Raw genomic sequence first — 23408 nt, 5'->3', positions numbered from 1 at the left:
TCAGCCCACGTGACGCTCGAAGCGGTGGAAGCCAGTGATCTTGTCGATTTCAGCCATGGCATCAGCCGGAATCTCGAAGCCGGAAGCCTTGATGTTGTTCTCCAGCTGGCTCGGCTTGGAGGCGCCGGCGATGACGCAGCTGATTTCCGGATGCTGCAGAATCCAGGCCATCGACAGAATCGGCAGGTTCGTGCCGAGCTCGTCGGCGACCTTGCGCAGCTGCTCGACCTTGTCGAGGTTCTCGTCGGTCAGCAGGTCGTTGATCTGATGGTCGGACTGCCAGGTGGCGCGGGATCCTGCCGGCAGCGGCTGGCCCTTGCGGTACTTGCCGGTCAGCAGGCCCTGGGCCAGCGGGGAGAACGTGGTGATGCCGATGCCGAGCTTACGGCAGGTACCCATGATTTCATGCTCGATGTAGCGGTCGTTCAGGTTGTACTGCGGCTGCACCACGGTGATCGGGTACAGGTTGTAGCGGTCGATGATGCGCTGGGCTTCTTCCAGACGGGCGGAGCCCCATTCCTCGGAAACGCCATAGTAGAGAACCTTGCCCTGGCCCACCAGATCGCTCATGGCGCGCAGGGTCTCGGTCAGGTCGGTGGTCTCGTCAAAACGATGGCAGAAGTACATGTCCAGATAGTCAAGCTGCATGTTCTTCAGCGTCTGGTCGATGCTCTCGAAGATGTGCTTGCGGGACAGGCCGCGATCGTTCACGCCTTCGCCGGTGGGGAAGAAGACCTTGCTGGAGATCACCAGTTCCTTGCGCGGGTACTCCTTCAGCACTTCGCCGAGGAAGCGCTCCGCTGCACCGCCTGAGTAAGCGTCGGCGCAATCGTAGAAGTTGATGCCGTTGTCGTACGCCAGTTTCACGGTTTGCTTGGCCACATCCTCGGCTGCGGTGCCCTTGAGATCGGTGACCCAGCTGCCCAAGGCGACTTCGCTGATCTTCAGACCGGACTTGCCAACGCTGCGATACTTCATTGTTGCTCCTTCGTGTTCGCATGTCGTGCGCCGCGGGGACACCGTGCATGGTTTCCGTAACACACAAGCTGTTTATCGATAACATCACGGTATGTCCGTGAGCGCTAACAATTCTTAGTAAAGCGCCTCAACCATACTTGAACGCAAATCGTGCGGCGCTGCCGTGTCGCGTTTCCGGAATTATGTTGCGGTCCACGGAAACACGACGATGATGAGGCGTATTGCCATGGCTATAGCAGCGTGAACACGGTGGGGGGAGCCGGACGGGAGATTGGCGGCTACTGTGGGTTCGCCATTGGATGCAAGCACGAACGCCGTCACATTGTTGGATACCTCGTTGGCCACGAGCAACAGGTTGCCGATTGGCAGAATATGGCGTGGTCGGCTGCCGCCGCAGTCGATGCCATGACCTTGCCAACCGGGTTCGCTGGTCGCGGCCATCCGTTGCAACTGCTCACCGTTCCAGCTCAGTGCCATGATGCGTTCGGAACCGCGCAAACCAACGTATGCAATACCGGACGTGTCTGTGGCGGAATCTCCAGCTCGTAGCGCCTTCCATGGCACGAAAGCCAGCGATGCGGCTTGATCGAGTGGATCGCCGCCGAGCTCCACGGTTTGCAGTGCATGGATGCCGTCAGCGCTGTTCGAGTCTGCCACAGGTCCAAGCAGCGTTACCGTGTTGCCCCATTCACCGACTACGGCCACGCGCCAATTGTGCGCCGCAGTGCCGCCAACTACCGGCAGAAGATGCATATCGCGGGGGCCAGTGCCGGGTGCAAGCTGCACCGCGCCATCGCGCACCAGCTTGCCGGAGTCCCAATGATGCACATAAATACGATCGGCACCTAAATCAGTGGAAAGTATACGGCCGTCCGGCAGCGGGAGAATCCAATGCGCGTGCGGGCCTTCCTGGGCAGGCAGCGGACCGCGGCCTTTTCCGGCCAGCACCTGTGCTGCATCGTGTACCGCTCCATCGGCGGCGATGGGATACACGCAGACATGTCCATCCGCATAATTGGCCACAATCAGATGCTTCGCGCCGCGATCATCGACGGCAACCGCTGCATGAGTAGGACTTTCACCTTGAGCGGCCACGCGAGACAGCTCAATCAGGCGAGGCTCCACGGCGTTATGGTTTGCCTCATTCGTGTGCTCGATACGAAACGCGGCAACCTCGTTGGTATCTTCAAGCACGGCATAAAGCAGATTGCCGTCACGCTCAATCCAAGTGGGGGAGGGCACGTCAGCGAGCACACCTGCCTTGGCCAAGGTAATTGTGCTGGAATTGCTTGAGAGATTACCATTCGCTCCGGCGGCCGTGTTGGTCGTCTCTGTGAACACTTCCAACGCTTCTATGCCTGGGCAATGTGAGCCACGGATACTGCCAAATCCACCAGTAAGTACTGTTGCATACACGTCATTGTTCATCGCATTTGAGTCAGCCATGATGCCCAATCTACTCCTGAGCTATTCCGGTGAGCAGAGGTTTGCGATTATTTGCCAAACTTTGGCCAGCTGCATGTGCGTGAGCTGCGGCCAGCAATCTACACAAACGCGTACTTACAGAATCAGTTATGCGTTCACCGATATGCCTGCAGCGCGGAAGGCATTGCGGTAATCGTCGATAAGGTCAGACAAATGCTTGGCAGCATTGGCTGGACTGGTGGATGGTAATGGTGTCATGTCGATATCGAATCCGGCTGCGGCTAGTTCTGGCGCGATGAACTTGCGGTACAGCTGTGCGGCTTTCGCGCCGGTGGTGAAGATATGCGATATTGGTGCGCCGCGCAGAATCGGCGTGAGATCATTGGGAACCGTGTTGCGGATGCTGGCATCACTGGCCCCGGTGATATCGCACGAAGCAATCACGTCCCACAGCGCTATCCCGTGGCGCAAAGCGAAGACGCGACGTGACTCAGGGGAGCCGCCGGTATGGTCAAGTGAATTGGCGGGGTCGGCGAACAACGCTTCCATGACCGGCCAGAACCGATTGCGCAGATGCATGTAATAGAACGCTGCTTCGCGGGACTTCGGGCTCGGCATCGAACCCAAAATCAGCATGCGCGATTGACTATCCCATACCGGTCCGAACTCATGTTCTACGTGAGTGAGCTGCCTGGCTGTTGCTGCATTCATGTTTTCCATCTTATGGCCGAACGAAAGATACAGGCATAACTGCGGGACTACGCAACCACACGAAAAAAGGGAGGCCCGAAGACCTCCCTTGAATTATGTGGCAATACCTAGTGAGTCAGGAACTCAGGCGGCGAAGTATTCCACGCCGGCCTCGAAGATCGGCTGGTACTTATCGCCGGGCACGTTCACATACAGGCCGTTGCCGGAACGCTCGGAGTGACCCATCTTGCCGAACACGCGACCATCCGGGCTGGTGATGCCCTCGATGGCCAGGAGGGAACCGTTCGGGTTCACATCGAGGTCCATGCCGGGCACGCCCGCCTCGTTCACGTACTGGGTGGCGATCTGACCGTTGGCCTTGAGCTGAGCCAGCACCTCGTCGGAGGCCACGAAACGGCCTTCGCCGTGGGAGATGGCCACGGTGTGCACGTCACCCACAGAGGTCTTGGACAGCCATGGAGACAGGTTGGAGGCCACGCGCGTACGCACCAGGCGGCTCTGGTGGCGGCCGATGGTGTTGAACGTCAGCGTCGGGCATTCGGCGGTCATCGGCACGATATCGCCGAACGGCACCAGACCCAGCTTGATCAGCGCCTGGAAGCCGTTGCAGATGCCGAGCATCAGGCCATCGCGGTTCTTCAGCAGGTCGCGCACCGCTTCGGTGACGGCCGGAGCACGGAAGAACGCGGTGATGAACTTGGCGGAGCCATCCGGCTCGTCGCCACCGGAGAAGCCACCGGGGATCATCACGATCTGGCTCTTGTTGATTTCCTCAACCAGAGCGGCGGTGGATTCGGCCACGGCAGCCGGGGTCAGGTTGTTGATCACCAGCGTGTGCGCTTCGGCGCCGGCGCGCTCGAAGGCGGCTGCGGAATCATACTCGCAGTTGTTGCCCGGGAACACCGGGATGATGACGCGCGGCTTGGCCACGCCAGAACCCGTGTACACGGTCTTCTTCATGCCGGCGGCCTCGGTGTGGAAGTCGATGGTCTCTACCGTCTGACCCTTTTCGGCGCCCTTGGAACGGTACGGGAACACGGACTCGATGCCGCCTTCCCAAGCGTTCTGCAGTTCGGCCAAGTCGATGGTTTCGCCGGCGGCGCTGAATGCGTAGGCCTCGGTGGTCACACCGATTTCGCCCACCTCAACCAGGTTGGAGACGGCCGGGATCTTCTCGTTGTCCTTGAGCTCCACAATGAACGAGCCGTAAGCCGGAGCGAACAGATCGTCGGCGGTGATGCCATCGTTCAGCTCCACGCCGATGCCGTTGCCCACGGTCATCTTGAACAGAGCCTCGGCGGTGCCGCCATAGCCCGGAGTGGACACGGCCAGAGCGGTGTGGAAGTCGGTGAGTTCCTCGACCAGTGCGAAGGCATCGAGCAGCGCATCCTTATCCGGAGTCAGGCCATCGGCCAGGTAACGCGGTGCGATACGCACGATGCGGTGGCCGGCGCCCTTGAACTCAGGGGAGGTGGCGCGCTTCATATTGCCCACGGCCACGGCGAAGGAGATCAGGGTCGGCGGCACATCCAGATCCTCGAAGGAGCCGGACATGGAATCCTTACCGCCGATGGCGCCGGCGCCCAGATCGACCTGGGCCATCAGGGCACCAAGCACGGCGGCGGTCGGCTTGCCCCAGCGTTCCGGCTCGTCGCGCAGCTTCTCGAAGTATTCCTGGAAGCTCAGGTAGGCCTTCTCATGTTCGAAGCCTGCGGCCACCAGCTTGGCCAGCGACTCGACCACGGACAGGTAGGCGCCGGTGAACTGGTTCTTCTCCATGATGTACGGGTTGAAGCCCCAAGCCATCGCGGAAGCGGTGGTGGTCTCGCCGAACACCGGGAACTTGGCCACCATGGCCTCGTTCGGGGTGAGCTGCTTGACGCCGCCGAACGGCATCAGCACGGTGCCAGCGCCGATAGTGGAATCGAAGCGCTCGGACAGGCCTTTGTTGGAAGCCACGTTGAGGTTGGTCACCAACGCGTGGAAGCGATCGGAGAGGGAACCAGTGGTCCACTCGGACGGCACGGCGTAGGCCTGCTGGGCTTCGACGTGCACGATCTGATGCTTGGAAGCACCGTTGGATGCTAGGAACTCACGGGAGAGGTTCACGATCTCGTCGCCGTTCCAGGTCATCACCATGCGCGGGTCCTCGGTCACAGTGGCGATCACCGTGGCCTCGAGGTTCTCCTCGCGGGCGTAGCCGAGGAACTCGTCCACATCCTCAGCGGCCACGTCCACGGCCATACGCTCCTGGGATTCGGAAATGGCCAGTTCGGTGCCATCCAGGCCTTCGTACTTCTTCGGCACGGTGTTCAGATCCACGTACAGGCCGTCAGCCAGCTCGCCGACCGCCACGGAAACACCGCCAGCGCCGAAATCGTTGCAGCGCTTGATCAGACGGCAGGCATCGCCGCGGCGGAACAGTCGCTGCAGCTTGCGCTCCACAGGAGCGTTGCCCTTCTGCACCTCAGCGCCGTCGAGTTCCAGCGACTCCACATTGTGGGCCTTGGATGCGCCGGTGGCACCGCCGATGCCGTCACGACCGGTGCGGCCACCCAAAAGGATGATCTTGTCGCCCGGAGCAGGAGTCTCACGGCGCACATGATCGGCCGGAGTGGCGGCGACCACAGCGCCAACCTCCATACGCTTGGCCACGTAACCCGGGTGGTAGATCTCATCGACCTGGCCGGTGGCCAGACCGATCTGGTTGCCGTAGGAGCTGTAGCCGGCGGCAGCGGTGGTCACGAGCTTGCGCTGCGGAAGCTTGCCTTCCAGAGTCTGGGAGACCGGCACGGTCGGGTCGGCGGCACCGGTCACACGCATGGCCTGGTACACGTAGGAGCGGCCGGACAGAGGATCGCGGATGCAGCCGCCGATGCAGGTGGCGGCGCCACCGAATGGTTCGATTTCGGTGGGGTGGTTGTGGGTCTCGTTCTTGAACAGGAACAGCCAGTCCTCGTCGTGGCCGTTCACATCAACCTTGACCTTGACGGTGCAGGCGTTGATTTCCTCGGACTCGTCCAGACCGGTCAGAATGCCGTTCTTCTTCAGCCACTTGGCGCCGATGGTGCCCATGTCCATCAGGCACACCGGCTTGGCGTCGCGTCCGAGCTCGTGGCGCATCTCGAGATAACGGTCGAATGCGGCCTTGACCACGGCGTCATCGATGTTCACTTCGTCCAGCTCGGTGCCGAACGTGGTGTGGCGGCAGTGGTCGGACCAGTAGGTGTCGATTACCTTGATTTCGGTGATGGTAGGCTCGCGGCCTTCCTCGGCGAAGTACTTCTGGCAGAACTCCAGATCGGCGAGATCCATGGCGAGACCGCGCTCGTCGATGAACTTCTGGCCGGCCTCGGCGTCCATCTCATCAAAGCCCTTGATGACCTCCACCTTGCCGGGCACCGGCACCTGGGTCTTCAGGGTTTCCTTAGTTTCCAGGCTGGCTTCACGAGCCTCGACCGGGTTGATGACGTAGTGCTTGATGGTCTCAACGTCCGCGTCGGTCAGATTGCCCTCGAGGGCGTATACCTTGGCGGAACGCACGGTCGGACGCTCGCCCTGGGAGATGAGCTGGATGCATTCGGCGGCGGAATCAGCGCGTTGATCGAACTGGCCGGGCAGGAACTCGGTGGCGAATACCTTGGCATCGCCAAAGTCGGGCAGGTCGTAGGAGACATTGTCCACCTGAGGTTCGCTGAACACGGTGGGCACGGTCTGGTTGAACAGGTCTTCGGAAATGCCCTCGGCATCGTAACGATTCACGATGCGCAGGCCCGTCAGGCCGGTGACGCCCAGAATGGTGCACAGTTCGCCGGCGAGCTGCTGCGCTTCGACATCAAAGCCGGGCTTCTTTTCCACATAAACGCGGAAAACCATGGAAATCCTTTCCTAACAATCGTAAAAAGACAAATTGGCTCCCTTCATCAGAGGGGAGCCAAAAGAAATGAATCAGGCGACTTCGATGCCTTCGGACTTGGCCAGTTCGGCCAGACGGCCTTCGATCTCCTCGTAGGCCGGGATGATGGAGCCCAGACCGCGGCGGAACAGATCCTTGTCCAGGTGCTCGACCTTGCCGGAGTGATCGCGCTGATCCCACAGGCGGCAGGAATCCGGGGTGATCTCGTCGGCCAGCAGCAGCGTACCATCGGAGGCACGGCCCATTTCGATCTTGAAGTCCACGAGCTTGACGTCGATTTTGGCGAAGATGTCAATCAGCGCCTCGTTGATCTTGCGGGCCAGCGGAGCGATTTCGGCCAGGTCCTGGCGGGTGCACACGCCCAGAGCCACCAGATCATCGTCGTTGACGAACGGATCATGCAAATCATCGTTCTTCAGGAAGTACTCGAGCACCGGCTCCTTGAGCGGCAGGCCTTCCTCAACGCCCAGACGGGAGCAGAAGTGGCCGGCGGCGGTGTTGCGCAGCACGATCTCCAGCGGGAACATGTCCATCTTGCGCACCAGCTGAGCGGTGTCGTTCACGCGCTTGACGAGGTGGCTGTCGATGCCGCGAGCCTTGAGCAGGTCGAAGATGATGGTGGTGATGAGGTTGTTCAGACGGCCCTTGCCGGTGAAGTCCTCTTTCTTCTCACCGTCGCCGGCGGTGGCGGTGTTCTTGTATTCGACCCACAGGATGTCGGGATCGTCGGTTGCGTACAGTTGCTTGGCCTTGCCCTCGTAGAGCTTTTCCAGCTTCTCCATAACTCGCCTTTCAGGAGTGGAATTCTGGGTGAACTAACGGTAAAAGGGTATCAACGATAGCTGACACCCCGCGGGGTTTATCGAACGTCGATTTTCAGCGCGTCGGCTACACGCTCTGCCTTGGCTCGCGCGTCGGCCTCGTCGCCGCCGATGGCCAGTGCCACGGCCATACGGCGATGGCCATGCACTTCCGGCTTGGCGAAGATGCGCAGGTCAGTGCCGGGCTCGGCCAAAGCCTCAGCCACATTGGTGAATTCGGCTTCGCCGTCGCCTTCCACCACAATCGCATGGCTGGCGGCAACGGCACCATTCGGCAGGCTCAATGCCACGTGCGCAGGCGTGATCGGCAGGCCCAGGATTGCGCGCGCATGCAGAGCGAACTCGCTCAAACGCTGCGATGCCATGGTCACCATACCCGTGTCGTGCGGGCGGGGGGATACCTCATTGAACAAAATCGAGCCATCGGTCAACACGAAGAGCTCCACGCCGAACACGCCCCAGCCGGTTTCGCCGGCCTTCTGAGCACGGGCCACCAAACCCTCGACCGCAGCGCGTGCGATCTCCTGGGCACGCTCGGCTTCACCATTCGGCTCGGTTGCCGGCTGCCAGGATTCGCGATAATCGCCGGACTCTTGGCGCTGGCCGATCGGAGCGCAAGTCACAATACCGGCCGAAGAGCTCACCGTCAGCACCGTCAACTCGCGCTCCAACGGAGCCAAAGCCTCCACAATCACGCGGGATACATCGCCTTCATCCGCAGCTCGGCGGCCTTCCTGGGCTTCAATCCAAGCGGCATCAATCGCATCGGCCGTACGCACCACAGACTGACCGTGACCGGACGAACTCATCACCGGCTTGACCACGCACGGATAGCCCACCTCGGCGGCGCCGGCGCGCAGCTCCTCCAGAGAACCAGCAAAACGGTACGGCGTGGTCGGCAGGCCCAATTCCTCATGAGCCAGTACACGCAGTCGCTCGCGATCCATGCAAATCGCGGCAATCTCGGCACTCGGCACCACCTGAGCTCCGGCGGCTGCAGCCCCGGCCAACACATCGGTGGCGATAGCCTCAACCTCCGGCACGATGATGTCCGGCTCCACTTCGTCGAACAGTGCCTGCAGCTGGGCGGCGTTCGCCATATCCAGCACTCGATACTCGTGCGCCACCTGCTGTGCCGGGGCCCCTGCGTAAGAGTCGGCGGCGCATACCCAAGCGCCCAGACGCATCAGCTCGATCGTTACTTCCTTGCCCAGCTCGCCGGATCCCAGGAACAACACGCGGGTGGGATGCTTGCCCATCGGCGTGCCGAGCGGACGATTATTGGCAGCAGAGGCAGGAGAATTGGCAACAGTGTTCACATGAGTCTCAGTCATACCCCACATTCTGCCATGCCGCACGAATTTTGCTGTTTGTAACCTGCCATAAATACTGCATATAGACACGCCGTTGCACTGGAGACAAAGCTCCCGTACCTTAGCAATCACCGGCCGATTTGTTCAGCGCGGTCGGGCCAACGTTTGAGGGGAACTGCGGGAGGCTCATCGACAACGCTTCCCGCGTGACGATGGGCGAGGGAGATGCATCATGCCAGTGCACACCGCGGCACTGATTTCCAAGCGAGCGGCCAACCTTCCCGGCAATCCCTTTGCCGAAGCAGATGCACGAGCGGCGGCCGCCATTGCCAATGGTCAAGACATCATCGATTTGAGCAAAGGCAATCCCGACGGGCAACCGCCAGCGTTTGTGCAGGATGCGCTCGCCGCCGCTGCACACGATCCATCCGAATTCCGCTATCCGCCATTTGACGGTTTGCCACAATATCTTGACGCCATTGCCGGTTGGTATGCGCGCCAGCACGGGGTCGAGGTGAGCCCTGCCACCGAGTTGCTCGCTACATCCGGCTCGTCGGTTGGCATCGCGACGGTGATTCAGGCGCTCATCGACCCTGGCGATACCGTCGTGGCCGTGGACCCGTACTATCCGCAGTATGAAGGTTCCACAGCCGTTGCTGGAGGCAAATTCGAAACGATCCCCGCCAGTGAGTCCCATGGTTTCCTACCTGATTTAGGTTCAGTCGATCCGGCATTATGGACTCGCGCAAAGCTGCTCATACTCAATTACCCGAACAATCCCACCGGCGTGGCCGCAAGTGAGGAACTCTATGCGACCGCCGTGCGCCTGGCCAAGCAATACCGCTTCGTAGTGCTCAATGATTTCGCCTACGCAGGGCTGGAGTTTGACGGAACGCGCTCGCTGAGTCTGTTGGAGACGCCGGGCGCACTCGATGTGGCGGTGGAGCTGGGATCGTTTTCCAAGATGTATATGGTGGCCGGATGGCGCGGCGGGTTCATTGCCGGCAACGCCGATGTGTTGGCCGCGGTCAAGGCGGTGCATCGTCAGACCGCAGTACTCGCCTCCAGTGTGATTCAACAGGCTGGTGCTGTGGCGTTGAACTCCGATCAGTCCACGGTAGGGGAGCTGGCCTCGCAGTATCAGCATCGTTACGAAGTGGTGCGCGACGGGCTCAAGGGCAGTGGGTTGGCAGTAGCTGAATCGCATGGCGGATTGTTTGCATGGGCTCGCGTGCCGGAAGGGCATGGCGGTTCAGCTGATTTTGTCGACTGGCTGCTCAATAATGCCGGCGTCGCGCTGATGCCCGGCTCATGTTTCGGCAAGGTTGGGGAAGGCTGGGTGCGCATCAGTTTGCTGAAGCATACCGCCGAGCTGTATCAGGCTGTAGCGCGTATTCGACGAGTATTGGATTAATTAGTCAATTCGTGATGCGCCACACCATTGCCGGCCTCGGGTTGCATGGAAATCCAGTGATTCCGCTGGAATAACGACGACTGATGCATAGAATGAGGCAATGCGCGAAAACGGGAGTGAAGAGAGCGTCGATCGGCCGCTGACCATTGCCTTGGTGGTGGATACGGTGGGCAATCAGGGCAACGGTACTTCGAATTCCGCTCTGCAATGGGCCGCTGAACTGGAGCGCCAAGGGCATCATGTGCGCCTGGTCGGTGTGGGCGCTCCGGAATATCCGGCGCGCATCAATAAGGTGCCTTTGGTTTCTTGGGTGGCTTCCAAACAGCTGATGCAGTTTGCTCAGCCAAGTGATACGCTGTTCCACACCGCATTCCAAGGCGTGGACGTTGTGCATATCTATATGCCGTTCAAATTTGGCCGTCATGCTGCCAAGGTCGCGCGGCAGATGGGTATTCCGGTGACTGCTGGCTTCCACTTGCAGCCTGAGAACGTGCTGTATTCGGCGGGTCCGTTGCGCCATATCCCTGGGGTTTCCGCGTTTCTGTATTGGCTGTTCAAGCACTGGCTGTATAAGCGCATCGATCATATTCATGTGCCGACCGAAATGACTGCGTCGTTGCTGCGCGCACACGGCTATAAGGCGAAACTGCATGTGATTTCCAATGGGTATTCACCGGAGTATAAGCCGGGGAAACCTGTTGATGCGGCATCGCCCGCGCCGGTGCCGTTCCGGATTATCGCATCCGGGCGTCTGGCGCGCGAGAAAGACCAGATCACGCTGATTAAGGCGATTTCCATGTCCCGCCACGCTGCGGATATTCAGCTGGTGATTGCCGGCACCGGTCCACTTAGGCGTTATCTGACGTTCCGCGCTGGGCGTTTATTGGCGCGCAAGGCGGATATCGGCTTCCATAAGCATACGGAAATGCCGCAGTTGTTGCGCTCCGGTGATTTGTTCGTGCACTGTTCGATCGCGGATATCGAATCGGTGAGCGTAATTGAGGCGATGGCATGCGGTCTAGTGCCGGTGATTGCCGCTTCGGAGCTGTCGGCGGCAAGCCAATTCGCGCTGCTAGACGAGTCGCTGTTCCCGGTGCGCGACGCCGCGTTGCTTGCCCGCCGCATCGACTGGTGGATCACGCATCAGAAGGAACGCGCCGAATGGGGCGCCAAGTATGCCGAGAACACCAAGGAACACTATTCCGTGGAGGCTTCGGTCCACAAGTTCGTGGACATGGAGCGTGAGGCTATTGGGGAATAACCTCACGCGATAGTGCTTAGGCCGTGTTGGTTGTGAGGCGCTGTGTGCTGGACACGCTCCGGGCCGCTCAGGCCGAGTCTTTACGGTCCAGCACACAGCACCTCACCCAACACTCCGTTAGCGTCGATGCACTGTTGACGTGCCTGTCTACAGCAGCTCGATGAGCTGATTGACTTCGTTCTCGGTGGTGGCCCAGCTGGTGCAGATGCGCATCACGGTGTGGGCGTCGTCGGCCTTTTCGGTGAAGCCGAGCTTCACATGTTGTGCCAGGCGGTCGATGGTCGGCTGGTCGAGCGTCACGAAAATCTGATTGGTCGGAGCTTCGAACGTGAGCTGGTAGCCTTTGGATTTGAGTGCTTCGCGAATACGGTCGGCGGCGACATTGGCGTTGCGGGCAATCTTGAGGTAGAGGCCATCGGTAAACAACGCATCGAATTGGGCACCCAGCACGAAGCCCTTAGCCAGCAGCGCACCATGCTGCTTGATCTGGGTGAGGAAATGCTTCGGTGTGTTGTTCTTGGTGAACACCACAGCCTCGCCGAAGAGCGCGCCGACCTTGGTGCCTCCGATGTAGAACACGTCGGCAATGCGTGCCAAATCAGGCAAAGTCAGATCACTGCCGGTGGCGGTCAGTGCATAGCCGAGGCGTGCGCCGTCCACGAACAGCGGCATGTCGTATTTGTGTGCAATTTCGGCAAGTGCCTCCAGTTCGGTCTTGGTGTACATGGTGCCGTACTCCGTGCTTTGCGAGACATACACGCAACCGGGGAAGACCATGTGCTCGTAATTGCCGTCCGCATAGAAGGTCTTGCAGAACTCCTCGAATTCATTCGCGTCCATCTTGCCGTTGTGATGGGGGAGCGTGAGTACCTTGTGTCCGCTGAATTCAATGGCGCCGGCCTCATGCACGTTCGGATGACCGGAAGCCACGGTGACCACGCCGGCGTAGGCGGGGGTGATCGTGTCGATGACCACCTGATTGGTTTGCGTGCCGCCAACCAAGAACCAAATGTCGGCATCCGGGCAATCGCAGGCTTCGCGGATTTTGGCCTTGGCCTGAGCGGTCAGTTCGTCTGAGCCATAGCCGGAATACAGGTGTTCATTGGCGCGCACCACGGCATCGAGCACAGCCGGGTGAGCGGCGCGGGAGTAATCATTTTCGAAAGACAGCATTGCGGATCCTTTTTCAAACCTCATCAAGCAATAGCCCCGAGTCTACACGCCGGTCTGTTTGATGCAGCGTTGTATGACGTGCTGGATGGGTTCAAAACGGCGCTATGTATGCGGGGCCTTCGTTCAAGCGCATACATAGCACCGTTTGGGTAATGTGCACGAGGGATGCGCGCGAGTAAAGTGCGATAAAAACGAAAAACCCCTCCGATTTCTCGGAGGGGTAGTGGGGTGGCCAACGCGGCTCGAACGCGCGACCTTCTGAACCACAATCAGATGCTCTACCAACTGAGCTATGGCCACCATCGATGCACAACTGCACACTGCTTTTGCACAACAGATGGATACTATACACGAATCTTCGTGGCTGTGAACATCGGCGTGTCGTATTTGGGCGCATTGATCGACAAGCGCGATATTGCAGTGTTTTTGCTGGCTCCCTTGATGCGTAGGTCAGGTGCGCAATCGGCATTGATGCCGGCAATCATGCGAGATTGCCGGATAGTGGTGGATTGCTTCGCCATGTTTCATGAGTGATACATTCAGGCTTTTCTCACCAATGTGAACTCGCCCACAATGTGAACACTGCGTTTCGTCTACGTCACACCTCGCCTACTTTCGTACCTTGACATTTCCAAACGAGAGAGAGAAACACTATGGAAAAGGTTAAAGCGTTCGCCGATTGGCTGACCAAGTGGTTCACGGTCATCGTGATCGTGTGGGCCGTGTTTAACTACTTCGTGCCGCAGGCCAGCCTGTGGGGCAAGGCCTACACCGGCTACATGCTGGGTATCGTGCTCTTCGGCATGGGTCTGACCCTGTCTCTGGATGACTTCAAGCGCATCCTCACCCAGCCGCTGATGGTTATCGTCGGCACCATCGCCCACTTCGTCATCATGCCGCTTGTCGCCGTGCTGCTGTGCTGGATCTTCCGTCTCGATGGCGCTCTGGCCGTCGGCGTGATCCTGGTCGGCTGCTGCCCGTCCGGCACCTCCTCCAACGTGATGAGCTACCTGTCCCGCGGTGATGTGGCCCTCGACGTCTCCATCGGCATCCTCTCCACCCTGTGCGCTCCGTTCATGATCCCGCTGCTGATGCAGTGGCTGGCTTCCCAGTACGTCACCGTGCCGGTCGAGTCCCTGTTCCTCAACGCCGTCAAGGTGGTGCTCTTCCCGATCGCCCTTGGTGTGATCTGCCACATGATCTTCGGCAAGAAGATCGAAAAGGTCACCGTGGCCCTGCCTATCGTCTCCCAGGTCGCCATCCTCCTGATCATCGGTGTTGTGGTTGCCGCCAACGGCCCGAAGCTGTTCGTCGCCTCCTCCCTGATGGCAATCCCGGTGGTCATGCTGCACAACCTCTCCGGCTATGCTCTGGGCTACGGCTTCTCCAAGCTGATGTACAAGATCTACCCGAAGGGCTTCCGTTACGCTCAGCAGAAGGCCATCACTTTCGAGGTCGGCATGCAGGACTCCGCTCTGGGCGCAACCCTGGCTCTGGCCTCCTTCGCCTCAAACCCGATCGCCGCTGTGCCGTCCACCTTCTTCTCCGTGTGGCACAACATCTCCGGCTCCATCCTCTCCAGCTGGTGGCGCAACCACGATGACAAGCACGAGATCCACTGGGATTCCGATAACGGTGAGAAGGGCTCCGCTAAGGACGCCGATTCCGTGCATGCTTTCGACGCCGACAAGGCCACTGCCAAGGCTGAGGCCTGATTTCGTCGATAGCCTGAAACAACCAATTGCTGCACTCGTTTTAGGCTGACTGATCACAACCGCTCCTGCTTACTCCCGATTGATGTATCGGGCGTTTTGCGGGGGCGGTTTTGCTATACTTGATGATGCGGAAAGCAGTGAAGAGAAACGGCGAAGAGGCCGGTTCCGCAAGAGGTTTCAAAACAGAACAACCAAACAGGCAACAATTCATTAGGTGATAGATAGTCAGGTAATGGTGTTTCCTCCTTGGCGGTGCCCCCGAGTGACATGGACTCCTCGGGGGCACCTGCTGTTTGGCGTCGTGTGATTCAAACGGCGCGTCGTTGTCCGGAGAATTCGTAATATAGATATTCGTGTGTGCCAACGGCATGCCTTATGTAACAGGTGTGCGCGCTGGGATATCCTTCAAGCCGATGATCGCACGCAGCAATGTGCACGCGGGAGGCGGGAAGGCCATCGGGCCGGTGGACTGGGCTAACTTTTGACTTATTTCGTCAGACGCGGATTCAAGACGCGCATGAACGATTCAGTGAAAAGTGTGGGCGCAGTGCGGCGGTCACACGAAAGTAAGAGAAACCACTGAATCGGAGAATTCAAGTTGCCTACTATTGAACAGCTCGTCCGTAAGGGACGTCAGGCAAAGCCGAAGAAGTCCAAGACTTTGGCACTGAAGGGAAGCCCGCTGCGTCGTGGCGTGTGCACCCGTGTCTACACCACCACCCCGAAGAAGCCGAACTCGGCTCTTCGTAAGGTCGCTCGTGTGCGCCTGTCCTCCGGCATCGAAGTCACCGCCTATATTCCGGGCGAAGGCCACAACCTGCAGGAGCACTCCATCGTGCTCGTGCGCGGCGGCCGTGTGAAGGATCTGCCGGGTGTGCGTTACCACATCGTGCGTGGTGCACTCGATACCCAGGGCGTCAAGGACCGTAAGCAGGGTCGTTCCCTGTATGGAGCAAAGAAGGCGAAGTAAGAGATATGTCACGTAAGGGACCTTCCAAGAAGCACGTCGTGCTGCCCGATCCGATCTACGGTTCCACCGTGGTGGCGCAGCTCATCAACAAGATTCTGCTTGACGGCAAGAAGTCGATCGCCGAGGACATCGTGTACTCCGCTCTCGACATGGTCAAGGAGAAGTCCGACCAGGAGCCGGTCGCCGTTCTCAAGCGCGCCCTGGACAACATTCGTCCGTCCCTCGAGGTTCGCTCCCGCCGTGTCGGTGGCGCTACCTACCAGGTGCCGGTCGAGGTCAAGCCGAACCGCGCCAACACCCTGTCTCTGCGCTGGCTGACCGACTTCTCCCGCGCTCGTCGTGAGAAGACCATGGCTGAGCGTCTCGCCAACGAGATTCTGGACGCTTCCAACGGCCTCGGTGCTTCTGTCAAGCGTCGCGAGGATACTCATAAGATGGCAGAGGCCAACAAGGCCTTCGCTCATTACCGCTGGTAATTAATTCCAGGAGAATAAGGAATAACGATGGCTCAAGAGATTTCGGACCTTCACGACGTCCGCAATATCGGCATCATGGCTCACATCGATGCCGGTAAGACCACCACTACCGAGCGAATTCTGTTCTACACCGGTAAGAGCTACAAGATCGGTGAGGTTCACGATGGCGCCGCCACCATGGACTTCATGGCTCAGGAGCAGGAGCGCGGCATCACCATTCAGTCCGCTGCAACCACCTGCTTCTGGAACCGTCAGACTCACGACACCAAGGACAAGTTCCAGATCAACATCATCGATACCCCTGGCCACGTGGACTTCACGGCCGAGGTGGAGCGCTCCCTGCGCGTGCTCGATGGTGCCGTTGCCGTGTTCGACGGCAAGGAAGGTGTGGAGCCGCAGTCTGAGACCGTGTGGCGTCAGGCCGACAAGTACAGCGTTCCGCGTATCTGCTTCATCAACAAGATGGATAAGCTGGGCGCCAACTTCTACTACTCCGTCGACACCATCAAGCAGAAGCTGGGTGCCAACCCGATCGTGATGCAGCTGCCGATCGGCGCTGAGAACGACTTCGCCGGCGTCGTCGACCTGGTTGAGATGCAGGCCTACGTCTGGAACGGCACCGAGGGCCTCGGCGCCAAGTACGACACCACCGAGATCCCGGACGATCTCAAGGACAAGGCTGAGGAATACCACGAGAAGCTCGTGGAAGCCGCTGCCGAAGCCAACGACGACCTCATGAACAAGTTCTTCGAGGAAGGCGAGCTGTCCAAGGAAGAGATCCGCGCCGGCATCCGCCAGCTGACGATCGCCCGCAAGGCCTTCCCTGTCTTCTGCGGCTCCGCCTTCAAGGACAAGGGTGTTCAGCCGATGCTGGACGCCGTCGTCGATTACCTGCCGTCTCCTGAAGACGTGCCGGCCATCAAGGGCTACAAGCCGGGCGACGAGTCCGTTGAGATCGACCGCAAGCCGACCAAGACCGATCCGTTCTCCGCTCTGGTCTTCAAGATCTCCACCCACCCGTTCTACGGCAAGCTCGTGTTCGTGCGTGTCTACTCCGGTTCCGTCAAGCCTGGCGACACCGTACTGGACTCCACCCGCGAGAAGAAGGAACGTATCGGCAAGATCTTCCAGATGCACGCCGATAAGGAGAACCCGATGGATGTGGCCGATGCCGGCAACATCTACACCTTCGTGGGCCTGAAGAACGTCACCACCGGTGACACCCTGTGCGCCATCGACGAGCCGATCACCCTCGACTCCATGACCTTCCCGGATCCGGTGATCCAGGTTGCCGTTGAGCCGAAGACCAAGGCCGACCAGGAGAAGATGGGCATCGCTCTGGCCAAGCTGGCCGAAGAGGATCCGACCTTCCAGGTCACCACCGACGAAGAGTCCGGCCAGACCCTGATCGCAGGTATGGGCGAGCTCCAGCTCGACATCATCGTCGATCGTATGCGTCGCGAGTTCAAGGTGGAGTGCAACCAGGGCAAGCCGCAGGTTGCCTACCGCGAGACCATCCGCAAGGCCGTCATGGACCAGGGCTACACCCACAAGAAGCAGACTGGTGGTTCTGGCCAGTTCGCAAAGGTCCTGATGAACTTCGAGCCGCTCGACACCACCGAAGGCAAGACCTTTGAGTTCGAGAACGCCGTCACCGGTGGCCACATTTCCCAGGAATTCATCCCGTCCATCGAGGCTGGCGTCAAGGAAGCCATGGAATCCGGTATTCTCGCCGGCTTCCCGGTTGTGGGCGTCAAGGCCACCGTCACCGACGGCCAGATGCACCCGGTCGATTCCTCCGAAATGGCCTTCAAGCTCGCAGGCTCCATGTGCTTCAAGGAGGCTGCTCCGAAGGCCAAGCCGGTCATCCTCGAACCGATCATGAAGGTCGAGGTCCGTACTCCGGAAGAGTACATGGGCGAAGTCATCGGCGATCTGAACCAGCGTCGTGGCAACATCCAGTCCATGACCGACGCCATTGGCGTGAAGGTCATCGACGCCAAGGTCCCGCTGTCCGAGATGTTCGGCTACATCGGCGATCTGCGCTCCAAGACCCAGGGTCGCGCCATGTTCACCATGGAGATGGACTCCTACGACGAGGTTCCGAAGAGCGTCGCCGAAGAGATCATCAAGGCCCAGCGCGGCGAGTGACACGCGCCACTAGCTGAAGCTAGCCAGTGTCTCCAGTCAGCGGTAATATCGTGTACCGCTGACTGGGTTCTGGCTCTTCAAAGTGGCACATAACCCAGAAACCCAGTAGAATAGAGCGAGTGCCTACGCGAAAGGGCGTAGGAAACTCACGAGACGTCCAGGAGGACAAGAGTAATGGCAAAGGAAAAGTACGAGCGTACTAAGCCGCACGTTAACATTGGTACCATCGGCCACGTCGATCACGGTAAGACTACCCTGACCGCCGCCATCTCCAAGGTTCTGCACGAGGAGTTCCCGGACATCAACCCGGAGTACGACTTCAACCAGATCGATTCCGCTCCGGAAGAGGCCGCCCGCGGTATCACCATCAACATCGCCCACATCGAGTACCAGACCGCTAAGCGTCACTACGCTCACGTCGACTGCCCGGGCCACGCCGACTTCGTGAAGAACATGATCACCGGTGCTGCCCAGATGGACGGCGCTATCCTCGTTGTGGCCGCCACCGATGGCCCGATGGCTCAGACCCGCGAGCACGTGCTGCTCGCTCGTCAGGTGGGCGTCCCGAAGATCCTCGTCGCTCTGAACAAGTGCGACATGGTCGAGGACGAAGAGCTCATCGAGCTCGTTGAGGAAGAGGTCCGTGACCTCCTCGACGAGAACGGCTTCGATCGCGACTGCCCGATCATCCGCGTCTCCGCTTACGGCGCTCTGCACGACGATGCTCCGAACCACGAGCACTGGGTCGAGCAGATCAAGAAGCTCATGGACGCTGTCGACGAGTACATCCCGACCCCGGTTCACGACCTGGACAAGCCGTTCCTGATGCCGATCGAGGACGTCTTCACCATCTCCGGCCGTGGTACCGTTGTCACCGGTCGTGTCGAGCGTGGCCAGCTGGCCGTCAACACCCCGGTCGAGATCGTTGGTATCCGTCCGACCCAGCAGACCACCGTCACCTCCATCGAGACCTTCCACAAGACCATGGACGCCTGCGAGGCTGGCGACAACACCGGTCTGCTGCTGCGTGGTCTCGGCCGTGACGATGTCGAGCGTGGCCAGGTTGTGGCCAAGCCGGGTTCCGTCACCCCGCACACCAAGTTCGAGGGCGAAGTCTACGTGCTGACCAAGGACGAGGGCGGCCGTCACTCGCCGTTCTTCTCCAACTACCGTCCGCAGTTCTACTTCCGCACCACCGACGTCACCGGCGTCATCGAGCTGCCGGAAGGCGTCGAGATGGTTCAGCCGGGCGACCACGCTACCTTCACCGTTGAGCTGATTCAGCCCATCGCAATGGAGGAAGGCCTGACCTTCGCTGTGCGTGAAGGCGGCCACACCGTTGGCTCCGGTCGTGTGACCAAGATCCTCGCCTGATTCCACTGAATCACGCAAGAATCTACGCTTGAACTAGCGTTATAGGAAATCCCCTTCGAGGAAACTCGGAGGGGATTTCTTGTATGTGCATCGATATGGCATGAGAGCGAAACCTTGCCTCTGAATATGCACAATGGCGAGAGGCGTCTGCCTTATAGTTGTCATGAGAAGCAGGAAGGCAAGCCAATGCGGGTATTCGATTTCGACGGAACAATCTACGACGGGGAAAGCCTGTTCGACCTATACCTGTTCAGCGCCCGCTATGATATGAAAGTTTTCCGCCATATCGCGCCGGTGCTGCGCTACGCCATCAAATACAAGCTCGGCAAGGCCACACTTGAGCAAATGGAACATGGCGTGGGCAAAGTGGCCAGAAAATACCTGCAGGACTTGTCAAAATCAAAATCCATAGATGAATTACGCGTACGGTCACTGAATAATGCTGCCAAAGCCGGACTGGACACAGATATTATGGTCGCGGATGCTTCCATCATCAGCGCAGATGATCTGACCGGAGGATTGAGATCCTTGGTCAGCGCATTCTGGGATCGCAATATGGCGAAAATCAAGCCCTGGTATAAGCCGCAGCCGGATGATGTGATTCTCACCGCTTCGTTCGATGTCACGGTAGGGGAGGCCTGCCGCAGGCTCGGTGTGGAGCATCTGATCGCTTCGACCATCGATCCAAAAACGTTCGAAGTGACGTACCTCAACTTCAATACCAACAAGCCGAAGCGTCTTCGCCAGATTTTGGGCCCGGATGCAGTGATTGACGAGTTCTATACGGATAGTGTGTTCGACCAGCCGATGATTGATATGGCTCGCAGAGGATTCATGGTCAAAGGCAACACCATCACGCAAGTCAAGTAAAGCTCCCGCGGAACCATAAGCACAAGGCATGGCTGCACATGGCCAATGGTTATTGGATATTGCTATCGAATAGTTGTTCAATAGGAACCAATAACAATAACCAAAGGAGCAACAATGAGCGAGACCATGAAAGCTGCCATCTTTGTTAAGCCTGGGCAAATGGCTGTGGAAGAGGTGCCGAAAGCACATCTTGAGCAGGATGATGATGCGGTGGTACGCGTTGTGCGCGCTTGTGTGTGCGGTTCCGATCTGTGGTATTTCCGCGGTTTGAGCCCGCATCCGGAGCATGCGCAGATTGGTCATGAGTCAATTGGCGTGGTCGAGGAAGTAGGTTCGGCGGTCACCTCGGTGAAGCCCGGTGATTTTGTGGTACTGCCTTTCCCTTACAGTTGCGGCAAGTGCCCGGTGTGCAAGGCTGGTTTCGAATCCGTGTGCCCCCACGGCGGCTACTTCGGTGCCAGCCAAGCCGAATATGTGCGCGTGCCGGAAGCTGACGGCACCGTGGTCAAGGTGCCCGGTTCTCCTGATGATTACGACGATGCTACGCTCGCCTCGCTGCTGACCATCGCCGATGTGATGTCCACCGGTTACCATGCGGCGGTGTCCGCCGAAGTGAAGCTCGGTGACACTGCCGTGGTGATGGGCGATGGTGCTGTAGGCCTGTGCGGTGTGCTCTCCGCGCATATGCTCGGTGCCAAGCGCATTATCGCGATGAGCCGTCATGAGGATCGTGCAGCGGTTGCCCGTGAATTTGGTGCCACTGATATCGTGGCCGAGCGTAATCAGACCGCCATCGACAAGGTGTTGGAGATGACCGACGGCTACGGTGCGGATGCCGTGCTCGAATGCGTCGGTTCCAAGCAGTCTTTTGACACGGCCATCGGTCTGATTCGCCGTGGTGGCGTGATTGGGCGCGTCGGTCTGCCTCATGATGTGGAGATCAGCGCCGAGGGCACGTTCTACGGCAACATTGGCATCAAAGGCGGTCCGGCTCCCGTGCGTCACTATGATTTGCAGTCTGGTCTGTTGGATGCCGTGGTGAAGGGCGAAATCAACCCCGGCCGCGTGTTCACCGGCGAGTTCGATCTCGACCACATCCAGGATGCTTATGAGGCGATGGATCAGCGCAAGGTCATCAAGTCCCTGATTCGCTTCTGAGCGTTGTGACACTCAGGCTCCCCTCTCTGAGAGGAGCTGTCGGCGAAGCCGACTGAGGGGTAGTCAGACATGGATTCATGTCAATCTTGGTTTAACAGGGCCTTGCAATATGCCCTTCGTCCACGCAATACACCCATTGAAACTGCACCATACTTCTGATACACTTGAAACTGTATTAGAAGTATGGTGCAGTTTGCGTTGGCAGTCGAAGGCGATCGCCGGACGCGACTGTTCCACAAAGGCGAATGGGGTGGTTGCGATGACAATCATGGCGTCTTATGTAATCGTGGCGATGCTGATCTGGCTGCTCATGCTGGTGCTTACCGTCACCGTGCTGGTGCTGGTGATCAGGGCGTTGCTACGGATGAACCGGGAGCCGTCGCTCTCGATGCGTCCGGAGGCGGGCGGCAATCCGCCGTTCTCCGGTGACGGTCCGATATCGGTGGCCCGGCATCGTGCGCTGGTGGCACTGCTCGCCGGTGCCGTCGTGCTGGTTGCGGGACTCGTGCTGAACGATGTGTTCTCCCGGAACATGGCACTCATCGCCGCGCTCACGCCGGGGCTTGCCGCCTCCGCGGTCATGGCGGTCATCGCATTGCCGTTCCCGGATGTGCCTACGAGGCAGGGCGGCGGCGTGCGCGTGGCGTCTTTGCAATCGCGTGAACCGTGGACCTACGCCAAACGGTACGTGCTCATGCAGCCGTTGCTGACCGCGGGACTGCTCATCGCCTACCTCGGATTCACCATCGCCACGGCGAGTCCCGATGATTACGGCCTGATGCGGAACATCGCGCTGACCGGACCGAACGGCGAATCGCAAGGTTCGGCCGGCCCTTATCCGGGCGCCTACTACGCGGTGCCGCTGATCGTCGTCACCTGCGTGCTGGTGGTGTTGGCCTGTCTGGCACTGTGGCGCATCGCCCATGCACCCAGCTCCCCGGACCCGCGGTACGGCGAGGAGGACAAGGCGTGGCGTGTGCTGCTGACGCGCTTCACGGTATTCCTGTCCGCCGGCTCGATGCTCACCTACGCGGTGGGCGTGCTAGTGGTGGCCGGCACCGCCACCGTGCGCGTCGGTATCAATTATGGTTCGCTGTCCCCGGCCTATGCGGATGACGTGTACCCCACGCTGGGCAATGCGCAGATCGTCATGGGTGGCGTGGTGGCCGTGGTCGCCTGCATCTATCTGATTATGGCGTGTGTCGCAGTCGTACGTCTGTGGACCGGAACGAACCGGGGGAGTCGGCGATGAGCGGCGGGGGAGACGAGCTGCGTCTGGTGATTCGCGAATCGTCGCCGACGCCCGTCTACGAGCAGATTCGCGCGCAGATCGAAGGCATGGTGAAGGTCGGCGCTCTGCGTGACGGCGACAAGCTGCCTTCGGTGCGCCAGCTGGCCGGCGATCTGCGTCTGGCTCCCGGCACCGTGGCCAAGGCATACGCCGAACTCGCCGAGCGGGGTGTCATCGAGACCGCACCCGGCCGCGCCGCACGCATCAGGCGTGTGGCGACGATTCCCGAGCCGCTGCTCCAGGCCGCGCAGACCTATGCGGAACAGTCGCATAGGCTCGGAGCGACGTTCGAGGATGCGCTGAACGCCCTGCGCGCCCAGTGGCGGGGATAATGCCGGGCTGAATGGCCCTTCATGTTCTTGGCTGAAGTGTTTCCACGCCTGGCTGAAGT

General features: G+C 59.5%; 19 protein-coding genes and 1 tRNA gene. 12 read left to right on the top strand and 8 right to left on the bottom strand.

The window, feature by feature from the left end; all coding sequences use genetic code 11:
- The 6 genes from F7D08_RS07460 to purT all read right to left on the bottom strand — a co-directional run bounded on the left by F7D08_RS07460 (nt 1) and on the right by purT (nt 9185).
- Nucleotides 1-978 carry an aldo/keto reductase family protein gene (locus F7D08_RS07460; RefSeq protein ID WP_152210021.1) on the bottom strand — a complete coding sequence of 326 codons (978 nt, stop codon included), beginning with the start codon at nt 976-978 and terminating at the stop codon, nt 1-3.
- Between the two features lie 180 nt (nt 979-1158).
- A complete protein-coding gene (locus F7D08_RS07455) occupies nt 1159-2424 on the bottom strand; it encodes a lactonase family protein (RefSeq protein ID WP_226803430.1) in 1266 nt (421 codons plus the stop codon).
- A gap of 126 nt (nt 2425-2550) precedes the next feature.
- Nucleotides 2551-3114: a DNA-deoxyinosine glycosylase gene (locus tag F7D08_RS07450; RefSeq protein ID WP_152210020.1), complete on the bottom strand. Its 564-nt coding sequence runs from the start codon at nt 3112-3114 to the stop codon at nt 2551-2553.
- A gap of 123 nt (nt 3115-3237) precedes the next feature.
- Nucleotides 3238-6990 (bottom strand): phosphoribosylformylglycinamidine synthase, encoded by a 3753-nt coding sequence (locus F7D08_RS07445; protein WP_152210019.1) that lies wholly within the window; start codon nt 6988-6990, stop codon nt 3238-3240.
- 72 nt (nt 6991-7062) lie between these two features.
- Nucleotides 7063-7812, bottom strand: a complete 750-nt coding sequence (gene purC, locus F7D08_RS07440) for a phosphoribosylaminoimidazolesuccinocarboxamide synthase (protein ID WP_152210018.1) — start codon at nt 7810-7812, stop codon at nt 7063-7065.
- Between the two features lie 77 nt (nt 7813-7889).
- Entirely contained in the window at nt 7890-9185 is a 1296-nt protein-coding gene (gene purT / locus F7D08_RS07435) for a formate-dependent phosphoribosylglycinamide formyltransferase (RefSeq protein WP_152210017.1), read from the bottom strand.
- A 217-nt stretch (nt 9186-9402) separates the two neighbouring features.
- Between purT and F7D08_RS07430 the strand changes: the two genes are divergently transcribed.
- Together F7D08_RS07430 and F7D08_RS07425 are read left to right on the top strand one after the other, a co-directional pair.
- Nucleotides 9403-10578, top strand: coding sequence for a pyridoxal phosphate-dependent aminotransferase (locus F7D08_RS07430; RefSeq protein ID WP_404979664.1), 1176 nt, complete (start codon nt 9403-9405; stop codon nt 10576-10578).
- Between the two features lie 100 nt (nt 10579-10678).
- Complete coding sequence (locus F7D08_RS07425; protein WP_152210015.1) at nt 10679-11839, top strand: glycosyltransferase; 1161 nt, start codon at nt 10679-10681, stop codon at nt 11837-11839.
- Nucleotides 11840-11986: 147 nt separating this feature from the next.
- On the opposite strand, the gene F7D08_RS07420 is transcribed toward F7D08_RS07425, so the two are convergent.
- Together F7D08_RS07420 and F7D08_RS07415 are read right to left on the bottom strand one after the other, a co-directional pair.
- On the bottom strand, nt 11987-13012 hold the full coding sequence (locus tag F7D08_RS07420; RefSeq protein ID WP_152210014.1) for a threonine aldolase family protein: 1026 nt from the start codon (nt 13010-13012) through the stop codon (nt 11987-11989).
- A 224-nt stretch (nt 13013-13236) separates the two neighbouring features.
- Nucleotides 13237-13312: transfer RNA gene (locus F7D08_RS07415), tRNA-His, on the bottom strand.
- 60 nt (nt 13313-13372) lie between these two features.
- Between F7D08_RS07415 and F7D08_RS09740 the strand changes: the two genes are divergently transcribed.
- The 10 genes from F7D08_RS09740 (at nt 13373) to F7D08_RS07365 (ending at nt 23349) form a co-directional block, all read left to right on the top strand.
- Nucleotides 13373-13546, top strand: a complete 174-nt coding sequence (locus tag F7D08_RS09740) for a hypothetical protein (protein ID WP_193316240.1) — start codon at nt 13373-13375, stop codon at nt 13544-13546.
- Nucleotides 13547-13665: 119 nt separating this feature from the next.
- Nucleotides 13666-14727 carry a bile acid:sodium symporter family protein gene (locus F7D08_RS07410; RefSeq protein WP_152210013.1) on the top strand — a complete coding sequence of 354 codons (1062 nt, stop codon included), beginning with the start codon at nt 13666-13668 and terminating at the stop codon, nt 14725-14727.
- Nucleotides 14728-15325: 598 nt separating this feature from the next.
- Nucleotides 15326-15697 carry a 30S ribosomal protein S12 gene (rpsL, locus tag F7D08_RS07400; protein WP_003813881.1) on the top strand — a complete coding sequence of 124 codons (372 nt, stop codon included), beginning with the start codon at nt 15326-15328 and terminating at the stop codon, nt 15695-15697.
- Nucleotides 15698-15702: 5 nt separating this feature from the next.
- On the top strand, nt 15703-16173 hold the full coding sequence (gene rpsG / locus F7D08_RS07395) for a 30S ribosomal protein S7 (protein WP_003828652.1): 471 nt from the start codon (nt 15703-15705) through the stop codon (nt 16171-16173).
- A gap of 27 nt (nt 16174-16200) precedes the next feature.
- Nucleotides 16201-18324 (top strand): elongation factor G, encoded by a 2124-nt coding sequence (fusA, locus tag F7D08_RS07390; RefSeq protein WP_100494427.1) that lies wholly within the window; start codon nt 16201-16203, stop codon nt 18322-18324.
- Between the two features lie 174 nt (nt 18325-18498).
- Nucleotides 18499-19698, top strand: a complete 1200-nt coding sequence (tuf, locus tag F7D08_RS07385; RefSeq protein WP_100494426.1) for an elongation factor Tu — start codon at nt 18499-18501, stop codon at nt 19696-19698.
- A gap of 186 nt (nt 19699-19884) precedes the next feature.
- Entirely contained in the window at nt 19885-20568 is a 684-nt protein-coding gene (locus F7D08_RS07380; protein WP_152210012.1) for a haloacid dehalogenase-like hydrolase, read from the top strand.
- Between the two features lie 114 nt (nt 20569-20682).
- Nucleotides 20683-21726 (top strand): zinc-dependent alcohol dehydrogenase family protein, encoded by a 1044-nt coding sequence (locus F7D08_RS07375; RefSeq protein WP_152210011.1) that lies wholly within the window; start codon nt 20683-20685, stop codon nt 21724-21726.
- Between the two features lie 268 nt (nt 21727-21994).
- The gene (locus F7D08_RS07370) at nt 21995-22978 is read left to right on the top strand and encodes a hypothetical protein (RefSeq protein ID WP_152210010.1); all 984 of its coding nucleotides are present in this window, start codon (nt 21995-21997) and stop codon (nt 22976-22978) included.
- On the top strand, nt 22975-23349 hold the full coding sequence (locus F7D08_RS07365; protein WP_152210009.1) for a GntR family transcriptional regulator: 375 nt from the start codon (nt 22975-22977) through the stop codon (nt 23347-23349). The genes F7D08_RS07370 and F7D08_RS07365 overlap by 4 nt, the downstream gene beginning before the upstream one ends.
- Nucleotides 23350-23408: the final 59 nt, after the last annotated feature.

Source organism: Bifidobacterium cebidarum (genome assembly GCF_009193305.1).
Classification (GTDB): domain Bacteria; phylum Actinomycetota; class Actinomycetes; order Actinomycetales; family Bifidobacteriaceae; genus Bifidobacterium; species Bifidobacterium cebidarum.
Note: the sequence above shows the minus strand (reverse complement) of the source record. Positions and strands in the feature narration are given on the sequence as shown.

Excerpts from the sequence above, each read along its gene's own strand:
- F7D08_RS07460 (WP_152210021.1), bottom strand. The coding sequence starts at position 978 with ATGAAGTATCGCAGCGTTGGCAAGTCCGGTCTGAAGATCAGCGAAGTC.
- F7D08_RS07455 (WP_226803430.1), bottom strand. The coding sequence starts at position 2,424 with ATGGCTGACTCAAATGCGATGAACAATGACGTGTATGCAACAGTACTT.
- F7D08_RS07450 (WP_152210020.1), bottom strand. The coding sequence starts at position 3,114 with ATGAATGCAGCAACAGCCAGGCAGCTCACTCACGTAGAACATGAGTTC.
- F7D08_RS07445 (WP_152210019.1), bottom strand. The coding sequence starts at position 6,990 with ATGGTTTTCCGCGTTTATGTGGAAAAGAAGCCCGGCTTTGATGTCGAA.
- purC (WP_152210018.1), bottom strand. The coding sequence starts at position 7,812 with ATGGAGAAGCTGGAAAAGCTCTACGAGGGCAAGGCCAAGCAACTGTAC.
- purT (WP_152210017.1), bottom strand. The coding sequence starts at position 9,185 with ATGACTGAGACTCATGTGAACACTGTTGCCAATTCTCCTGCCTCTGCT.
- F7D08_RS07425 (WP_152210015.1), top strand. The coding sequence starts at position 10,679 with ATGCGCGAAAACGGGAGTGAAGAGAGCGTCGATCGGCCGCTGACCATT.
- F7D08_RS07420 (WP_152210014.1), bottom strand. The coding sequence starts at position 13,012 with ATGCTGTCTTTCGAAAATGATTACTCCCGCGCCGCTCACCCGGCTGTG.
- F7D08_RS07410 (WP_152210013.1), top strand. The coding sequence starts at position 13,666 with ATGGAAAAGGTTAAAGCGTTCGCCGATTGGCTGACCAAGTGGTTCACG.
- rpsG (WP_003828652.1), top strand. The coding sequence starts at position 15,703 with ATGTCACGTAAGGGACCTTCCAAGAAGCACGTCGTGCTGCCCGATCCG.
- fusA (WP_100494427.1), top strand. The coding sequence starts at position 16,201 with ATGGCTCAAGAGATTTCGGACCTTCACGACGTCCGCAATATCGGCATC.
- tuf (WP_100494426.1), top strand. The coding sequence starts at position 18,499 with ATGGCAAAGGAAAAGTACGAGCGTACTAAGCCGCACGTTAACATTGGT.
- F7D08_RS07380 (WP_152210012.1), top strand. The coding sequence starts at position 19,885 with ATGCGGGTATTCGATTTCGACGGAACAATCTACGACGGGGAAAGCCTG.
- F7D08_RS07375 (WP_152210011.1), top strand. The coding sequence starts at position 20,683 with ATGAGCGAGACCATGAAAGCTGCCATCTTTGTTAAGCCTGGGCAAATG.
- F7D08_RS07370 (WP_152210010.1), top strand. The coding sequence starts at position 21,995 with ATGGCGTCTTATGTAATCGTGGCGATGCTGATCTGGCTGCTCATGCTG.
- F7D08_RS07365 (WP_152210009.1), top strand. The coding sequence starts at position 22,975 with ATGAGCGGCGGGGGAGACGAGCTGCGTCTGGTGATTCGCGAATCGTCG.